The following is a 16,543-nucleotide window of genomic DNA, read 5'->3' on the forward strand; positions in this document are numbered from 1 at the left end:
AGCGCTTCGATGTTGCTGCGAGGTTAAGTGAAGGCTTGAGCCGTAACAAGACTCGTTCCGCAATTCCTTCGAGAGGCGCGGGAGTGCGTCCTGAGCGCCCAACTCGGTTGGTGTGCGGGGAGCTTGATGTCGGCCACCTTGACATGAGCTTCGGTGGCACCCAGCATCGAAGCGCTTCGAAGCATGTGCTGTCTTTCCGTGCCCGCCGCTCGCCGCCCGCCAGGGGGATCCGTACGTGACCGCAAGCCCGCCGCCGCTCCGTGCCCCGCAGCCGCTGCCCTTCCGCGACCCCGAACTGCCCCTGGACCAGCGCGTGGACGACCTGCTGTCCCGGCTGACCACCGGCGAACGCATCGCGCTCCTGCACCAGTTCGCGCCCGCCGTCGAGCGGCTCGGCATCGCCCCCTTCCGCACCGGACAGGAAGCCCTGCACGGCGTCGCCTGGATGGGCCCCGCCACCGTCTTCCCGCAGGCCGTCGGCCTCGGCGCCACCTGGAACGACGATCTCGTGCGCCGGATCGGCGAGGCCGTCTCCACCGAGGCGCGCACCATGCGCGCCGGGGACGACCGCGTCGGCCTCAACCTCTGGGCGCCGACGGTGAACCTGCTCCGCCATCCGCTGTGGGGCAGGAACGAGGAGGGCTACTCCGAGGACCCCCGGCTCACCTCCGCGATCGCCGTCGCCTACACCCGCGGCCTGCGGGGCGACCACCCGCACCACTGGCGCACCGCCCCCGTGCTCAAGCACTGGCTGGCGCACAACAACGAAACACACCGCGACACGTCCTCCTCCTCCGTGCGCCCCCGCGTCCTGCACGAGTACGACCTGCGCGCCTTCCGCGCCGCCGTCGAGGCGGGCGCCGTGGCCGGCGTGATGCCCGCGTACAACCTGGTCAACGGCCGCCCCAACCACGTCTCGCCGTACCTGCGCGAGCAGCTGCGGACCTGGACCGACCACGATCTGCTCGTCTGCTCCGACGCGGGCGCGCCCAGCAACCTCGTCGACTCCGAGAAGTACTTCGACACCCACGAGGAGGCCACCGCGGCGGCGCTCGCCGCGGGCGTGGACAGCTTCACCGACCACGGAACCGACGCGAGCGTCATCACCGGGCGCGTCCAACGCGCCCTGGAAAGAGGCCTGTTGAGCGAGGCCGACATCGACACCGCGGTACGGCGCCACCTGTCCGTGCGCTTCGGGCTCGGCGAGTTCGACCCCGGCCAAGGCCCGTACGCGGACCCGGCCACTTACGCCTTCGACACCCCCGCACACCGCGAGCTCGCGCGGGAGGCCGCCGAGCAGGCCGTCGTCCTGCTGAAGAACGACGGACTGCTCCCGCTGCCCGAGGACACCTCGATCGCGGTCGTCGGACTCCTCGCCGACGAGTGCAAGACCGACTGGTACAGCGGAACCCTGATCCGCCGCAGCACCCCCCTCGACGGACTGCGCGAACGGTTCGGCGCCGACCGCGTCACCTTCGCCGAAGGCGTCGACCGCGTGCGCCTGAGGTGCGCGGCGGGATGGCTGCGGGTGCCGGACCCCGCACCCGGCTCCGGCACGGACAGCCGCGCACAGGACGCCGGGGCCGCCCTGGACCCGGCCCTGCTCACGGGCCGCACCGATCTGGCGCCGCTGACCTGCGGCCCCGAGCCGAGCGAGTTCGCCCTCGTCGACTGGGGAGCGGGCACATGGACGCTGCGCGCCCCCGACGGCCGCTATCTCTCGGTCGCCGACGACGGCTACGTGCGCGCGTCGGCGGACCAGCCCGGCGGCTGGGTCGTACAGGAGACGTTCGCACTGGTCGACCACGGGGACGGGTACCTCATCGAGCACACGGGGACGGGTGGGTACGTCTCTGTCGCCGCCGACGGCGTGCAGGTTGCCGACGAGCCCGAGCTCTTCACCGTCGAGTTCCTGGAGCGCGGCGAGGACGCCGTGGCCCGCGCCGCCGCGCAGGCGGACGTCGTGATCGTCGTCGCGGGGAACGATCCCCACATCAACGGCCGCGAGACCGAGGACCGCACGACGCTCGACCTGCCGCCCCACCAGGAGCGGCTGTGGCGCGCGGCACGGGCCGCCAACCCCCGCACCGCGCTCGCCCTGGTCTCCGCCTATCCCTACGCGGTCGCCGACGCCCACGACCAGCTGCCCGCGCTGCTGTGGACCGCGCACGGCGGACAGGCCGCGGGCACCGCGCTCGCCCGGATCATCGCCGGCGACGTCTCCCCGGCCGGACGCCTGCCGCAGACCTGGTACGCCACCGACGCCGACCTGCCCGACCTGCTCGACTACGACGTCATCGGCTCCCGGCAGACCTACCTCTACTTCGACGGCACCCCGCTCTACCCGTTCGGGCACGGCCTCGGCTACTCCTCCTTCGCGTACGGCGATCTGGCGGCCGACCGCGAGGGGGAGGTGCTCCGGGTCGCGTTCACCGTCACCAACACCGGCCTTGTCGCCGCGGACGAGGTGGCCCAGCTCTACACCCGGGCCCCCCGCGATGCCGCCGGGGCCCCCGCGCTGCCGCACCGGCAGCTCGCCGCGCACCGCCGTGTCCACCTCGCGGCCGGGGCGGAGCGTCGCATCGAGTTCCGGCTTCCGCTGTCCGAGCTGGGGTTCTGGGACGTGCGGCACGACCGCTGGGCCGTGGCGCCCGGCGCGTACGAGGTGCTCGCGGGCGCGTCGAGCGACGACATCAGGCTCACGGCGACCGTCGACATCGGAGGCGACCCGATCACCGCGAGGCCGGTGCGCGAGAGCGGCCTGACGGCGACGGCGTACGACGAACAGAAGGGCACCGAGATCGTCGACCGGTCCAGGACGAGCGGCGACGCCGTGCACGCGATCGACGGCGGCACGGGTGAACTGCTCTTCCACGCCTGCGACTTCGGAGACGGGGTCGGCACCGTCTCCGTCGAGGTGGCGGGAGCGGGCGCCGTCGACCTCATATCGGGCAGCACCGCCACCACCGTCACCGTCCCGGCCACCGGCGGCGTCTACGACTACGCCCGGCACACCTCCGGCTTCACCGCCGCCGGTGTACGAGACCTGCGCGTGCGGCTGCGCGGGCACCTGCGGCTCGCGGAGCTCACCTTCACCGCGACCGCCGACGCAACCGGGGCCGCCGACGCCACCGCCACCGCCCGGCGAAGGGAGACCGCATGAAGTTCACCGACGGCTTCTGGCTGATGCGTGACGGGGTGCGCGCCTCGTACGCGACCGACGTGCGCGACATACGCGAGGGCGACGGACGGTTCACGGCGTACGCCGCCGTCCACCACGTGCGCGAGCGCGGCGACACCCTCAACACGCCGCTCATCACCGTCGAATGCTTCTCACCCGCCGAGGGCGTGATCGGCGTCCGCGCGACACACCACGCCGGGAAGGCCGCGCCCGGGCCCGACTTCGCCCTGAACGCCACCGAGGGCGCGGGCATCGTCAAGCGCGAAGGCACCGTCACCGAACTCGTCAGCGGACCGCTCACCGTGCGCCTCGACTCCGCGGGCCCCCGGGGTCTCGAATTCCTCGACGCCGACGGGCAGCGCCTGACCGCCGTCGAGCGCAGGGGCACCGGCTTCGCCCTCGCGCCCGACGGCAGTCACCACATGATCGGCCAGCTCGCCCTGGGCGTCGGCGAGCACATCTACGGCCTCGGCGAACGCTTCACCCCGTACGTCAAGAACGGCCAGAGCGTCGACATCTGGCAGGCCGACGGCGGCACCAGCAGCGAGCAGGCCTACAAGAACATCCCCTTCCACCTCTCCTCGCGCGGCTACGGCGTCTTCGTCAACCACCCCGGCAAGGTCTCCTACGAGATCGGCTCCGAGTCCGTCGGCCAGGTCCAGTTCAGCGTCGAGGATCAGTCGATCGAGTACTACGTCATCGCGGGGCCGGGGCCCAAGGACGTCCTGCGCCGCTACACCGGCCTGACCGGCCGCCCCGCGCTGCCGCCCGCCTGGTCGTTCGGCCTGTGGCTGACGACGTCCTTCTGCACGCCCTACGACGAGGACACCGTCACGGCCTTCGTCGACGGCATGGCCGAGCGCGACATCCCGCTGAGCGTCTTCCACTTCGACTGCTTCTGGATGCGCGAGTACCAGTGGTCCGACTTCCGCTGGGACCCGGACGTCTTCCCCGACCCCGAGGGCATGCTGCGCAGGCTCCGCGAGCGTGGCCTGAAGGTCAGCGTGTGGATCAATCCGTACATCGCGCAGAAGTCCGGGCTGTTCGCCGAGGCCGCGGCCAGCGGCTACCTCGTCCGGCGGCCGAACGGCGACGTCTGGCAGTGGGACCTGTGGCAGCCGGGCATGGCGCTCGTGGACTTCACGAACCCGGCCGCGCGCGACTGGTACGCGGGCCTGCTGCGCGGCCTGCTCGACCAGGGCGTCGACTGCTTCAAGACGGACTTCGGCGAACGCGTCCCCACCGATGTCGTCTGGCACGACGGCTCGGACCCCGAGCGCATGCACAACTACTACGCGCAGCTCTACAACAGCACGGTCTTCGAACTCCTGGAGAAGGAACGCGGCCCGGGAGAGGCGGTCCTCTTCGCCCGCTCCGCGACGGCGGGCGGCCAGCAGTTCCCGGTGCACTGGGGCGGCGACTGCTTCGCCTCGCTCGGCGCGATGGCCGAGTCGCTGCGCGGCGGCCTCTCCCTCTCGCTCTCCGGCTTCGGCTTCTGGAGCCACGACATCGGCGGCTTCGAGGGCACACCCGACCCGGCGGTCTTCAAGCGCTGGCTCGCCTTCGGCCTGCTCTCCTCGCACAGCCGCCTGCACGGCAACGTCTCCTACCGGGTGCCGTGGGCGTTCGGTGACGAAGCGGTCGAGGTGGCCCGCGAGTTCACGCTCCTCAAGCACCGCCTCATGCCGTACCTGTACGGGGCCGCCGCGGAGGCCCACCGCACGGGCGTCCCCGTCATGCGCCCGATGCTCCTGGAGTTCCCGGACGACCCCGCCTGCCGCACCCTCGACCGGCAGTACATGCTCGGCCCCGACCTCCTGGTCGCCCCCGTCTTCACCGTCGAAGGAGACGTCGAGTTCTACGTCCCCGAAGGCATCTGGACCCACCTGCTGACCGGCCAGAGCGTTCGGGGCCCGGGCTGGCGCCGCGAGACCCACGGCTTCGACAGCCTGCCCCTGTACGTACGCCCCGGCGCCCTGCTCCCGCTCGGCTCCGACGACCGGCGCCCGGACGGGGACTGGCTGCGAGACCTCACCCTCCTGGTCGCGCCGGGCACGGCGGACGGCACGGAGGTCACCGTGCCCGACCTGGCGGGCCGGCCCGCGGCCGTCCTCCGCGCGGCACGGGACGGCGACGGGGTCCGGGTCACCTCGCACGGAGCCGACTGCACCTTCCGGGTGCGGAGGCTGTAGGACCGTCGCGGGACAGAACGGAGCCGCGGCACGACCGGGTGAGGCCGTGCCGCGGCTCTGTGCCACGTACTCGTGTGCGCGGCTGCTCAGGTGCCGAGCAGCCGGTCGTACTCCGCCTGTGTCACCGGCAGCACCGTGCCGTGCCGGGCGCCCGCGGGCAGGGCCGCGTTCTTGGTCTCGGTCCACTGACCCGACGCCAGGTCCGTCGTCTCGAAGAGCACATAACCGCGCCCGCCGAACTCGTCGATGAGCATGTACCACTTGTCCCCGGTGTTGGCCTTGAACACCGCGGGGCCCTCACCCCGGTCGATCACGCCCTTCCCGATGCAGTCGGCCACGAAGTCGTACGACGTGTCCGTCAGGGTCCGCGACTTCTCCGCGGTGATGAACTTCGAGCAGGGCGTGCCGGAAGCGGGGTCCCGTTCGTCCTTGGTGAAGCGGTAGTAGTCGCGGCCGTCCTTGACCACGGTGGAGTCGATCACCGAGTACCCCGGGTCGTTCCACACCTTGGGCTTGCCGAAGCCGCGGAAGTCCTTCGTCGTCGCGTACAGCATCTTGTTGTACGTCGATCCGGTGTGGTCCGGGTCGTCGGTGCCGTAGATCTTGGACGCCCAGAAGACGACGTACGACTTCAGCTTCTGGTCGTAGTACGCCTCGGGGGCCCAGGTGTTGCCCGCCGTGTCAGGGGCGACCTTCACCAGACGCTGGTCGGTCCAGTGCACCAGGTCGGTGGACTCCCACACCATGACCGACTTGCTGCCGGTGCGCTGCACCTGGTCCCAACTGCCGCCGTTCCCGCCGTACATCCGCAGGTCGGTGGCGATCTGGTAGAACTTGTCGCCCTTCGGCGAACGGATGATGAACGGGTCACGCAACCCCTTGGTGCCGAGCTGCGAGGTGAGCACGGGCTTGCCGCCGTTCAGCTCCCGGTACCGCGTGGGGTCGTTGCCGCGGCTGAGGGCCATGCGGATCTGCTCGCCGTCCGCGGTGCCCTCACCGGTGAAGTAGCTGAAGAGGTAACCCGCGTACTTCTGCTCGGCATGGGCCGGCTCCGCGTGCGCGGGAGTTGCGAGCAGACCGGCCATCAGGGCAAGGAGCGGGATCAGCATTCTTGTACGCACGTCTCAGCGCGCCGAGAAGCTGTGCACCGTGCTCGACCGGTAGGTCTGACCGGGGCGCAGCACCGTCGAGGGGAACTTGGGCTGGTTGGGGGAGTCCGGGAAGTGCTGCGTCTCCAGGCAGAGTCCGTCGCCCTGCCGGTAGGTGCGCCCCGAAGGCCCCGTGAGGGTGCCGTCGAGGAAGTTCCCCGAGTAGAACTGCACGCCCGGCTCGGTCGTGGCGATCTTCATGCCGCGCCCCGACTCCGGGTCCCGCAGCGTCGCGAAGTGCTCGGGACCCTTGGTGATGCCCTTGTCGAGGACCCAGTTGTGGTCGAAGCCCTTGGCGGTCACCAGCTGCGGGTGCGAGACGCGGATGTCCTCGCCGACGGTCTTGGCCCGCCGGAAGTCGAAGGGCGTGCCCGCCACCTTCGCCAGCTCGCCGGTCGGGATGAGACCGGCGTCGGTGGGCGTGTACCGGCCGGCGGCCAGGGTCAGTTCGTGCCCCAGGATGTCGCCGCTGCCCTCGCCCGCGAGGTTGTAGTAGGTGTGGTTCGTCAGGTTCACCACGGTGGCCTTGTCCGTGGTGGCCGCGTAGTCGATGCGCCAGTCGCCGCGCGAGTCGAGCGTGTACGTCACGGTCACCCGCAGCGTCCCGGGATAGCCCATCTCGCCGTCGACGCTCGTGTAGCGCATGCGCAGGCCGACGCCGGAGGCGTCCTTGAACGGCTCCACGTCCCACACCCGCGTGTCGAAGCCCTTGGCCCCGCCGTGCAGGCTGTTGTCTCCGTCGTTCACGGAAAGCTGGTGCGTCTTGCCGTCCAGGGTGAAGCGGCCCTTGGCGATGCGGTTGCCGTAGCGGCCGATCAGCGCGCCGAAGAAGGTGGTGCCGGCGACGTACGCCTCGATGTTGTCGTAGCCGAGGGAGACGTTCGTGTACCGGCCGTGCCGGTCGGGGAGTTCGAGTGACTGCACGATGCCGCCGTACGACAGCACCTTCATGCGCGTGCCGCCGTTGGCGAGGGACCAGCGGTAGACCTTGGTCCCGTCGGCCAGCTTCCCGAAGAGCTCCTTGGTGGGCGTGCGGCCCGCCGAGGCGTACGACGTGCCCGCGACGGCGGCGGTGAGTCCGACGGCGGCGGCCGAGGCCAGAACGGTGCGTCTGCTCGTTTCCATGTACGGCTCCAAAAGGGCAGTTGTGGTCAGGGATGGCCGGGCCCCGTCAGGGGCGCGGGGAACTGCGCGATCAGCCCCCACTGGCCCGCGGGTTCATGGCCGTGTTTCCTGCGGTCGCCTAACGACCGACCTTGCGCTTGTTCCAGACGTCGAAGCCGACCGCCGCGAGCAGCACCAGACCCTTGATGACCTGCTGGTAGTCGGTCCCGATGTTGACCAGGGACATGCCGTTGTTCAGGACGCCGAGCACCAGACCGCCGATCACGGCGCCCATCACCGTGCCGACGCCGCCGCTCATCGACGCGCCGCCGATGAACGAGGCCGCGATCGCCTCGAGTTCGAAGTTGAGGCCCGCCTGCGGAGTGCCCGCGTTGAGCCGGGCGGCGTACACACAGCCCGCGAGCGCCGCGAGGACACCCATGTTGACGAAGATCAGGAAGGTGACGCGCTTGTCCTTGACGCCGGAGAGCTTCGCCGCCGCCTTGTTGCCGCCGAGCGCGTAGACGTGACGTCCGACGACCGCGTTGCGCATCACGTAGCCGAGGGAGATCAGCAGGCCGCACATGATGAGCAGCACGATGGGCACGCCGTGGAAGCTGGCGAGGGTCAGCGTGAAGGCGATGACGGCGGCGGAGATCGCCACCAGCTTGGCCGCCCACAGGCCCGTCGGCATCACGTCGAGGTCGTAGGCCAGCTGCTGCTTGCGGCTGCGCCACTCGCGGAAGACCAGGAACACGACCGTCACCAGGCCGAGCACAAGAGTCGGGTTGTGGTACTGCGTGTACGGGCCCATCTCGGGGATGAACCCCTTGGCGATGTTCTGGAAGCCCTCGGGGAACGGCGAGAGGGACTGGCCCTCCAGGACGATCTGCGTGAGACCGCGGAAGAGCAGCATGCCGGCCAGGGTCACGATGAACGACGGGATGCCGACATAGGCGATGAAGAAGCCCTGCCACGCCCCGGCGACCGCCCCGATGAGGAGCGAGAGGACGAGCGCGAGCACCCAGGGCATGTCGTGTTTGACCATCATCACCGCCGACATGGCGCCCACGAAGGCGACCAGCGAGCCGACGGACAGATCGATGTGACCGGCGATGATCACGATCATCATGCCGATGGCCAGGATGAGGATGTAGCCGTTCTGCTGGATCAGGTTGGACACGTTGTTCGGCAGGAGCAGCGTGCCGTCGGTCCAGATCTGGAACAGGATGACGATGAAGGCCAGGGCGACGAGCATGCCGTACTGGCGCATGTTGGAGCGCACGCTCTGCAGCAGCAGGGCACGCGTGGACTCCTTGGCGGACGGCGTGGACGACGCGTCACGTGGTGGCGTGGTCGTGGTGGTCATGGCGGATGCCTCAGCTTCTGTTCTTGGTCATGTGGCGCATCAGGAGTTCCTGGGTGGCGTCCGCGCGGTCGACCTCACCGGTCAGCCTGCCCTCGGCCATCGTGTAGATCCGGTCGCACATCCCGAGCAGCTCGGGCAGTTCGGAGGAGATGAAGAGCACTGCCTTGCCCGAGGCCGCCAGCTTGTCGATGACGGTGTAGATCTCGTACTTGGCGCCGATGTCGATGCCGCGCGTCGGCTCGTCGAGGATCAGGACCTCGGGGTCGGCGTGGATCCACTTGCTCAGGACGACCTTCTGCTGATTGCCGCCGGAGAGCCGCCCCACCTGCTCGAAGACGGTGGGCGCCTTGATGTTCATCGACTTGCGGTAGCGCTCGGAGACGGAGCGTTCCTTGTGCTCGTCGACGAAGCCGTCCTTGCGCCGCATGCCCGAGAGCGAGGCCAGGGAGATGTTGCGGTTGATGTTGTCGATGAGGTTGAGGCCGTACTGCTTGCGGTCCTCGGTGACGTACGCGATGCCCGCGTCGACGGCGGCGGGCACGTTCTTCGTCAGGACCTCGCGCCCGCCGACGGCCACCGTGCCGGTGACGTACTGGCCGTAACTGCGCCCGAACACGGACATCGCGAGTTCCGTCCGGCCCGCGCCCATCAGGCCCGCGATGCCGACGATCTCGCCGCGCCGCACGGTCAGCGACACGTCGTCGACGACCTTGCGGTGGTGGTCGACCGGATGCCGCACCGTCCAGCCCGCGACCGACAGCGCGAGCGATCCCGCGTCCTCGCCCTCGTAGGGCGTGCGGTCGGGGAAGCGGTGGTCGAGGTCGCGGCCGACCATGCCGCGGATGATGCGGTCCTCCGACAACCGCGGTTCCGAGGTGGGCGTCTCACGGACCGTCAGGGTCTCGATGGTCTGCCCGTCGCGCAGGATCGTCACCGAGTCGGCGATGGCCCTGATCTCGTTGAGCTTGTGCGAGATGATGATGCAGGCGATGCCCTGGTCGCGCAGCTCCAGGATGAGGTCGAGGAGCCCCGCGCTGTCCTCGTCGTTCAGGGCGGCCGTCGGCTCGTCCAGGATGAGCAGCTTCACCTCCTTCGACAGGGCCTTGGCGATCTCCACCAGCTGCTGCTTGCCCACGCCGATGTCGGCCACCGGAGTCTGCGGCTTCTCGTTCAGACCGACCCGCTTGAGGAGCGCGCTCGCCCTGCGCAGCGTGTCGTTCCAGTCGATGAAGCCCCGGCTGCTCTGTTCGTTGCCGAGGAAGATGTTCTCGGCAATGGACAGATACGGGACGAGCGCCAGCTCCTGGTGGATGATGACGATGCCGTGCTTCTCGCTGGCGCGGATGTCCTTGAAGGCCATCTGCTCGCCCTCGAAGTGGATCTCGCCGTCGTAGCTGCCGTGCTCGTGGACGCCGCTGAGGACCTTCATCAGCGTCGACTTGCCCGCGCCGTTCTCGCCGCAGATCGCGTGGATCTCCCCGGGGCCCACGGTCAGATTCACGTCGGAGAGCGCCTTGACGCCGGGGAACGTCTTGGTGATGCCGCGCATCTCCAGTACGGGCGCGCTCACTTGAGCTGCCCGGCCTTGAAGTAGCCCTCGTCCACCAGGAGTTGGGTGTTGGACTTGTCCACGCTGACCGGGTCGAGGAGGAAGGACGGCACGGTCTTCTTGCCGTTGTTGTAGTCCTTGGTGTTGTTGACCTTCGGCTTCTTGTCGTTCAGGACCGCGTCGCCCATGGACACCGTCCGCGCGGCCAGCTTGCGGGTGTCCTTGAACACCGTCTGCGTCTGCTCGCCGCGGATGATGGACTTCACCGACGCGAGCTCCGCGTCCTGTCCCGTGATCACCGGCAGAGGCTCGCTCTTGGAGCCGTACCCCGCGCTCTTGAGCGCGGAGATGATGCCCATCGAGATCCCGTCGTACGGCGAGAGGACCGCGTCGACCTTCGCGGAGCCGTAGTTCTTGCTGATCAGGTCGTCCATGCGCTTCTGCGCGGTGCCGCCGTCCCAGTCCAGAGTGGTGGCCTGGTTCATCTTCGTCTGCTTGCTGCGGACCGTCAGCTGGCCGCTCTTGAAGTACGGCTCGAGCACCTTCATGGCGCCGTTCCAGAAGTACTTCGTGTTGTTGTCGTTCGGCGAACCCGCGAACAGCTCTATGTTGTGCGCGTCGCCGCCCTTCTCCGGCTTGCCCAGCTTCAGCTTGTCGACGATGTACTGGGCTTGCAGGCGGCCGACGCGCTCGTTGTCGAACGACGCGTAGTAGTCGACGTTCTCCGTGCCGAGGATGAGGCGGTCGTACGAGATCACGGGGATACCCGCGTCGTGCGCGCGCTGGAGGACCTCGCTGAGCGCGGAGCCGTCGATGGCGGCCACCACGAGGAGGCTGCGCCCCTTGGTGATCATGTTCTCCAGCTGGGCGATCTGGTTCTCGACCTTGTTGTCGCCGTACTGCAGATCGGTCTTGTATCCGGCCTTCTTGAACTGCTTGGCCATGTTGTTGCCGTCGGCTATCCACCGCTCGGAGGCTTTGGTGGGCATCGCGAGACCGATGGTGCTGCCCTTGCCCTCGTCCGGCTTGTAGCGGCTGCCGCCCTTGGCCTCCTGGCCGCAGGCGGTCAGTGAGCCGAGCAGGACGACGGTGGCCACGGCTGCGGTGAGGCGGACGCGGGATATGCGGGTTCTCATGGGTCAGTCCCCTTCCGGGACGGGGAAGCGCTGGAGCTCGCCGGGCAGGCGTGCGCCGAGCGGCGACATCCCGCCGTCAGCGCCGTGCCGGGCGAGCAGATCGAGGGCGAGGCGTCCGCGACGGACCCGCTCGCGGGCGGTGGTCAGGGTGTGGTCGCGCAGGTGGGCACCGTAGGGGTAGATGCCGGGAGACCTGCTCAGGCCGAACTTGAGGTAGAGCGGGGCGCCGCGCCGGATCAGCTCGGCCGCCTCGTACGTCCGGATGTAGCCGCCGAGGTCGTCGGGCGCCTCGACGTACAGGTCCATCGGGGCGCGGCTGGCCCGGCGGATCTCCGTGAGGTGGGCCGTCGTGAGGTCGGAGGGGATGTTGAGGGAGTCGGCGCCGAGCCGCTCGTAGACCGCGTACGAGGCCGGGTTGACCGGGCCGATCAGAGCCGAGACCTTGAACGTGGTGTCGGCGGGGAGCACCCCGGCCACCCGCATCCGGTGCAGGGTCCACAGCACGCCCTCGTCGGCGACGAGCAGGCACTTCACGCCGAGCTCCGTGGCGCGCACGGCGTCCTCGACGCAGCCGGCGAGCGCGTCGTGGCCGCGCGAGCGAAGCCCCGCGCCGCCGGAGTCGGTGCGGGTGGCGGCCCCGATGTCCCAGGTGCCGCGCGGTCCCGTGAACAGGCAGAGCTCGATGTCCCGTTCGGCGCAGGCCTCCACCATCTCGGTGATCTCGACGTCGGTGAGCATCCAGATGCCGCTGCCCTGGCTGATCCGGTGGATCGGCACATCGCGGCGCGAGCTCTCCTTGAGGACGACGGCGAGCGCCTCGGGCCCCTCCACGGAGGGGATCTCGGTGCGCCAGGTGCCGCCGTCGGGGAACGCGTGCGGGGACGCGTCGGCCGGATCGACGGCGGGTACGGGGTGCCCGATGCGGGCGAGGGCGTCGACGCCGGGGCGGCGGGGTGCTGACGGGCTGGTCACGGGACTCCCATAGGCAGTGAATGCTGCTGTGTTCGATATTTCGTACGTTGGTCGGTTCGGTCGGCATACGTGGCGAGGTACCTCGCGGCACCTCAGGGGCGCAGGAGCACCTTCCCGGTCTTCGGGTCGCCGCCGCCGACCAGCGCGACGGCCTCGCCGAACTGCTCCAGCGGGAACTCGTGCGTGATGAGCGGGGCCGGGTCGAGCAGTCCGAGCCCGAACGCGCGGACCGCGTCCGACCAGGCGGAGGACGGCGCGCCGAAGACGCTGCGCACCTCCAGCTGGCTCAGCGAGAGATGCACCGGATCGATGCCGACGGCGCCGGGCGTGAACATGCCGGTGAGCACCACCCGGCCGCCCCTGCGCGCGAGCAGGCACGAGGAGGCGGCCGTGCTCGGCGCCCCCGCGGTCTCCACGACCAGGTCGAAGCGGCCGTGGTACGCCTCCGCTTCGCCGGGCGTCAGGCTCTCGCTCGCGCCGAAGTCGAGCGCCTGCCTGCCGCGCTCGGCCCGCGGGTCGATCACGACGAGTTCGCCGGGTGACGACGCGGCGAGGAGCTGCACCGCGAGCATCCCCAGGGTGCCCGCGCCGACCACCGCGATCCGCTCGCCGGGGCTCGGCCGCCCCGTCCGCACCGCGCCGGCGATCACCGCGGCGGGTTCGAGGAGAGCGGCCGCGGCGAGGTCCGCGTCCGGGTGCAGCGGATGCAGGAGCCGGGCGGGGACGACCACGTGGTCGGCGAAGGCGCCGGGCTCGGTGAACCCGGTCTCCGCGTATCCGCCGCCGCACAGGCTCGTCTCGCCGCACCGGCAGCGCTCGCAGGTGCCGCAGGCGCGGAATCCCTCGGCTACGGTCTTCCTCCCGGTGAGCGCCGGGTCGACGCCCTCGCCGGTGGCCTCGACGGTGCCGGACCACTCGTGCCCGGGGATCACGGGATAGCGCACGTAGGCGGCGTCCCGGTGACCGTCGTACACCTCGCGGTCGCTCATGCAGATCCCGGCCGCGGCCACCTTGACCAGGACCTCACCGGGTCCCGGCTCAGGCCGCGCGCCGACCGTGAGCCGGTGCGAGCCCGGCCGGTCGACGACGATCGCGCGGGATTCGGTGCTCACTTCGCGGCTGCCTTGGGGGCGCGCTTCTCCCAGCCCTCGGCCCACAGGTCGAACCGGGCCTGCTGCTGCGGGAACTCGGCCGCCGCGTCCGTGTCGAGCTCGACGCCGAGACCCGGCTCGTGCGACACCTCGAAGTAGCCGTCGACCACCTTGGGCGCGCCCTTGACCACCTTCTTGATCTCCGCGTCCGCGAAGTCGTTGAAGTGTTCCAGGATCTTGAAGTTGGGCGTGCAGGCGGCCAGTTGCAGCGAGGCCGCGGTGAGCACCGAGCCGCCGACGTTGTGCGGCGCGATCAGCGTGTAGTGCGTCTCGGCGGTCGCGGCCAGCTTGCGGGTCTCCAGGATGCCGCCGATGTGGCCGAGGTCCGGCTGGATGATGTCGGCGGCCTGGGACTCGAAGAGCTCGCGGAACTCGATCCGGTCGTGGATGCGCTCACCGGTGGCGATCGGCATGTCCACCTTGGCGGCGACCTTCTCCAGGGCCTTGAGGTTCTCCGGCGGCACCGGCTCCTCCAGCCAGGCGGGCCTGAACGGCGCCATCTCCCGGGCCAGACGCACCGCGGTGGAGGGGCTGAAGCGGCCGTGCATCTCCAGCATCAGCTCGGCGTCCGGACCGATCGCGTCCCGCACCGCCTCGATCAGCGAGACCGCGTAGTTCGTGCCCGCCTGGTCGAGCTCGAAGTGCCCGGTCCCGAACGGGTCGATCTTCAGGGCGCGGTAGCCCCGCTCGACGACGGCCAGGGCGGCCTTGTGGTACGCCTCGGGAGTGCGCTCGGTGGTGTACCAGCCGTTCGCGTACGCCTTGACCTTGTCGGTCACCTTCCCGCCGAGCAGCTGCCAGACCGGCACGCCGAGGGCCTTGCCCTTGATGTCCCAGCAGGCCATCTCCACGCAGGCGATGCCCGACATGACGATCTCGCCGGCGCGGCCGTAGTCGCCGTACTTCATCCTGCGCACGAGGTCCTCGACCGCGAACGGATCGGACCCCACGATGTGGTTGGCCGCCGCCTCGCCGAGGTAGCCGAGCAGAGCATCGGTGTGGCCGAGCATGCGGGTCTCGCCGACGCCGGTGAGGCCTTCGTCGGTGTGGACCTGGACGTAGGTGAGATTGCGCCACGGCGTTCCCACCACGTGCGTGCTGATTCCCGTAATACGCAAGGCAGTTGCCCCTTGATTGTTCGGTATTTCGTCACACGTTCGAAATGTTGGCGTGACCGTATTCATGCAGGCGGCAGGGTGTCAATGGGTTGCGCAAAACGGTCTTGGGCCCGTGGCCGACCCCTGGGCCGTTGCGCGTCGAACGTGGCTGTGGCTAGCCTGTGTTCGTCATATCGATCGTTGACCGAAGTTTCGGACGCTCTGCGGGTCTTGCGTAGAGGCGGTTTCGGACGCACGGGGTGGGAGGCCGACCATGGGACGACTGGTTCCTGCGGTGACCAGGGCGCTGGACATACTGGAGCTTTTCCTGGAGGGCGACGGAACGCTGTCCGCCCCCGAGGTGACCCGACGGCTCCAGCTGCCGCGCACCACCGTGCACGAACTGCTCACCACACTCGCCGCCCGGTCGTACCTTGTCCAGATCCCGGACCAGACGGGCCGCTACCGCCTCGGTGTACGCGCCTACCAGCTCGGCAGCCGGTACGCCGAGCAGCTCGATCTGGCCGCCGAGGGACAGCAGGTGGCCCGCGAGGTCGCCGAGACCTGCGACGAGACGGTCCACGTGGCGGTCCTCGAAGGCACGGACGTCATCTACATCGCCAAGGTGGACTCCACGCACGCGGTGCGCATGGTCTCCGCCGCGGGCCGCAAACTGCCCGCCCACTGCACGTCGGTCGGCAAGATGCTGCTCGCCTCACTGCCCCCGGCCGAGCTCGAGAGCCGCCTGGCGGGACACGAGCTCGTGGCGATGACCCAGAACAGCATCACGGAGCCGGACGCGCTGCTCGCGGCGCTCGCCGGCATCCGGGAGCGCGGTGTCGCGGCCGAACACCGCGAGTCGAACCCCGACGTGAGCTGCGTGGCCGCCCCGGTCCGCGACAGCGCGGGCCAGGTCGTCGCGGCGCTCTCGATCTCCGTGCCGATGATCCGCTGGAGCGAGCAGCGCGAGGACGAACTGGCCGAGCTGGCCGCCAAGGGCGCGGGTGACCTCTCCGAGCGCCTGGGCCACCGCGGCGGGCGCTAGTTCCCCGACCGGCTCCCGGACTCCAGGTCCAGGAGCCGCCGCTTGGCCTCCAGGCCGCCCGCGTACCCCGCGAGCGAGCCGTCGGCGGCGATGACCCGGTGGCAGGGGCGCACGACGAGCAGCGGGTTGCGCCCGATCGCCGTGCCCAGGGCGCGGACCGCGGCGCGCGGGATGCCGAGCCGCTCGGCGAGCTTCCCGTACGAGGTGGTCGTGCCGTACGGGAGGGAGTCGAGGGCCTGCCAGACCCGCCGCTGGAAGTCGGTGCCGACACCGCTCGCGTACTCGACGTCGAAGCTTGTGAGCGTCCCCGCGAAGTAGGCGCGCAGCTGCCCGGCGATCACGGCGAAGGCCTCGTCGTCGCGCACCCACCCATCCTGGACGACGACGCCGCCCTTCTGTCCGGGCAGGGACAGCGAGGCAAGCGCGGTACCGCCGTTCGCGGTGGGCGACTCCTCGCCCACCAGCAACAGCTCGCCCAGCGGGCCGTCGACGGTCGTGTAGACGGCCTTCGTCATGACCTTGCTCATCAGATGCTCCTCACGTCCCGGTGACACCCATGAGTCTGCGGGCTGCGGACGCGCGCAGCTGGCGGGATTCGG

Annotated in this window: 11 protein-coding genes and 1 pseudogene; 3 read left to right on the forward strand and 9 right to left on the reverse strand. The window is 70.0% G+C overall.

The features are described from left to right. Nucleotides 1-235: 235 nt before the first annotated feature. Both IE226_RS14440 and yicI read left to right on the forward strand, forming a co-directional pair. Nucleotides 236-3,163: a glycoside hydrolase family 3 C-terminal domain-containing protein gene (locus IE226_RS14440; protein WP_190081595.1), complete on the forward strand. Its 2,928-nt coding sequence runs from the start codon at nucleotides 236-238 to the stop codon at nucleotides 3,161-3,163. Beyond that, nucleotides 3,160-5,373, forward strand: a complete 2,214-nt coding sequence (gene yicI / locus IE226_RS14445; RefSeq protein ID WP_190081596.1) for an alpha-xylosidase — start codon at nucleotides 3,160-3,162, stop codon at nucleotides 5,371-5,373. The genes IE226_RS14440 and yicI overlap by 4 nt, the downstream gene beginning before the upstream one ends. Nucleotides 5,374-5,468: 95 nt before the next feature. Here the strand turns inward: yicI and IE226_RS14450 are convergent. The 8 genes and pseudogenes from IE226_RS14450 to IE226_RS14485 form a co-directional block, all read right to left on the reverse strand. Then, nucleotides 5,469-6,482, reverse strand: a pseudogene (locus IE226_RS14450) (glycoside hydrolase family 43 protein); the annotation flags it as partial. 15 nt (nucleotides 6,483-6,497) lie between these two features. Continuing rightward, nucleotides 6,498-7,646, reverse strand: a complete 1,149-nt coding sequence (locus IE226_RS14455) for an aldose epimerase family protein (RefSeq protein ID WP_190081597.1) — start codon at nucleotides 7,644-7,646, stop codon at nucleotides 6,498-6,500. Nucleotides 7,647-7,764: 118 nt separating this feature from the next. Then, on the reverse strand, nucleotides 7,765-8,994 hold the full coding sequence (mmsB, locus tag IE226_RS14460; RefSeq protein ID WP_229870918.1) for a multiple monosaccharide ABC transporter permease: 1,230 nt from the start codon (nucleotides 8,992-8,994) through the stop codon (nucleotides 7,765-7,767). A 10-nt stretch (nucleotides 8,995-9,004) separates the two neighbouring features. Further along, nucleotides 9,005-10,543, reverse strand: coding sequence for a multiple monosaccharide ABC transporter ATP-binding protein (gene mmsA, locus IE226_RS14465; RefSeq protein WP_308429468.1), 1,539 nt, complete (start codon nucleotides 10,541-10,543; stop codon nucleotides 9,005-9,007). Between the two features lie 17 nt (nucleotides 10,544-10,560). Beyond that, nucleotides 10,561-11,679, reverse strand: a complete 1,119-nt coding sequence (gene chvE, locus IE226_RS14470; RefSeq protein ID WP_190081599.1) for a multiple monosaccharide ABC transporter substrate-binding protein — start codon at nucleotides 11,677-11,679, stop codon at nucleotides 10,561-10,563. A gap of 3 nt (nucleotides 11,680-11,682) precedes the next feature. Continuing rightward, the gene (locus IE226_RS14475) at nucleotides 11,683-12,651 is read right to left on the reverse strand and encodes a hypothetical protein (protein ID WP_190081600.1); all 969 of its coding nucleotides are present in this window, start codon (nucleotides 12,649-12,651) and stop codon (nucleotides 11,683-11,685) included. 92 nt (nucleotides 12,652-12,743) lie between these two features. Continuing rightward, on the reverse strand, nucleotides 12,744-13,763 hold the full coding sequence (locus tag IE226_RS14480; RefSeq protein WP_190081601.1) for a zinc-dependent alcohol dehydrogenase: 1,020 nt from the start codon (nucleotides 13,761-13,763) through the stop codon (nucleotides 12,744-12,746). Continuing rightward, nucleotides 13,760-14,920 (reverse strand): mandelate racemase/muconate lactonizing enzyme family protein, encoded by a 1,161-nt coding sequence (locus tag IE226_RS14485; protein WP_190081602.1) that lies wholly within the window; start codon nucleotides 14,918-14,920, stop codon nucleotides 13,760-13,762. The genes IE226_RS14480 and IE226_RS14485 overlap by 4 nt, the downstream gene beginning before the upstream one ends. A 253-nt stretch (nucleotides 14,921-15,173) precedes the next feature. Here IE226_RS14485 and IE226_RS14490 point away from each other — a divergent pair, with 253 nt between their 5' ends. Beyond that, the gene (locus IE226_RS14490; protein ID WP_190081603.1) at nucleotides 15,174-15,944 is read left to right on the forward strand and encodes an IclR family transcriptional regulator; all 771 of its coding nucleotides are present in this window, start codon (nucleotides 15,174-15,176) and stop codon (nucleotides 15,942-15,944) included. Here the strand turns inward: IE226_RS14490 and IE226_RS14495 are convergent. Beyond that, nucleotides 15,941-16,471 carry a methylated-DNA--[protein]-cysteine S-methyltransferase gene (locus IE226_RS14495; protein ID WP_229870919.1) on the reverse strand — a complete coding sequence of 177 codons (531 nt, stop codon included), beginning with the start codon at nucleotides 16,469-16,471 and terminating at the stop codon, nucleotides 15,941-15,943. The genes IE226_RS14490 and IE226_RS14495 overlap by 4 nt on opposite strands. Nucleotides 16,472-16,543: the final 72 nt, after the last annotated feature.

The sequence above is a fragment of the Streptomyces longisporoflavus genome, from assembly GCF_014649775.1.
In the GTDB taxonomy this organism is placed as follows: domain Bacteria; phylum Actinomycetota; class Actinomycetes; order Streptomycetales; family Streptomycetaceae; genus Streptomyces; species Streptomyces longisporoflavus.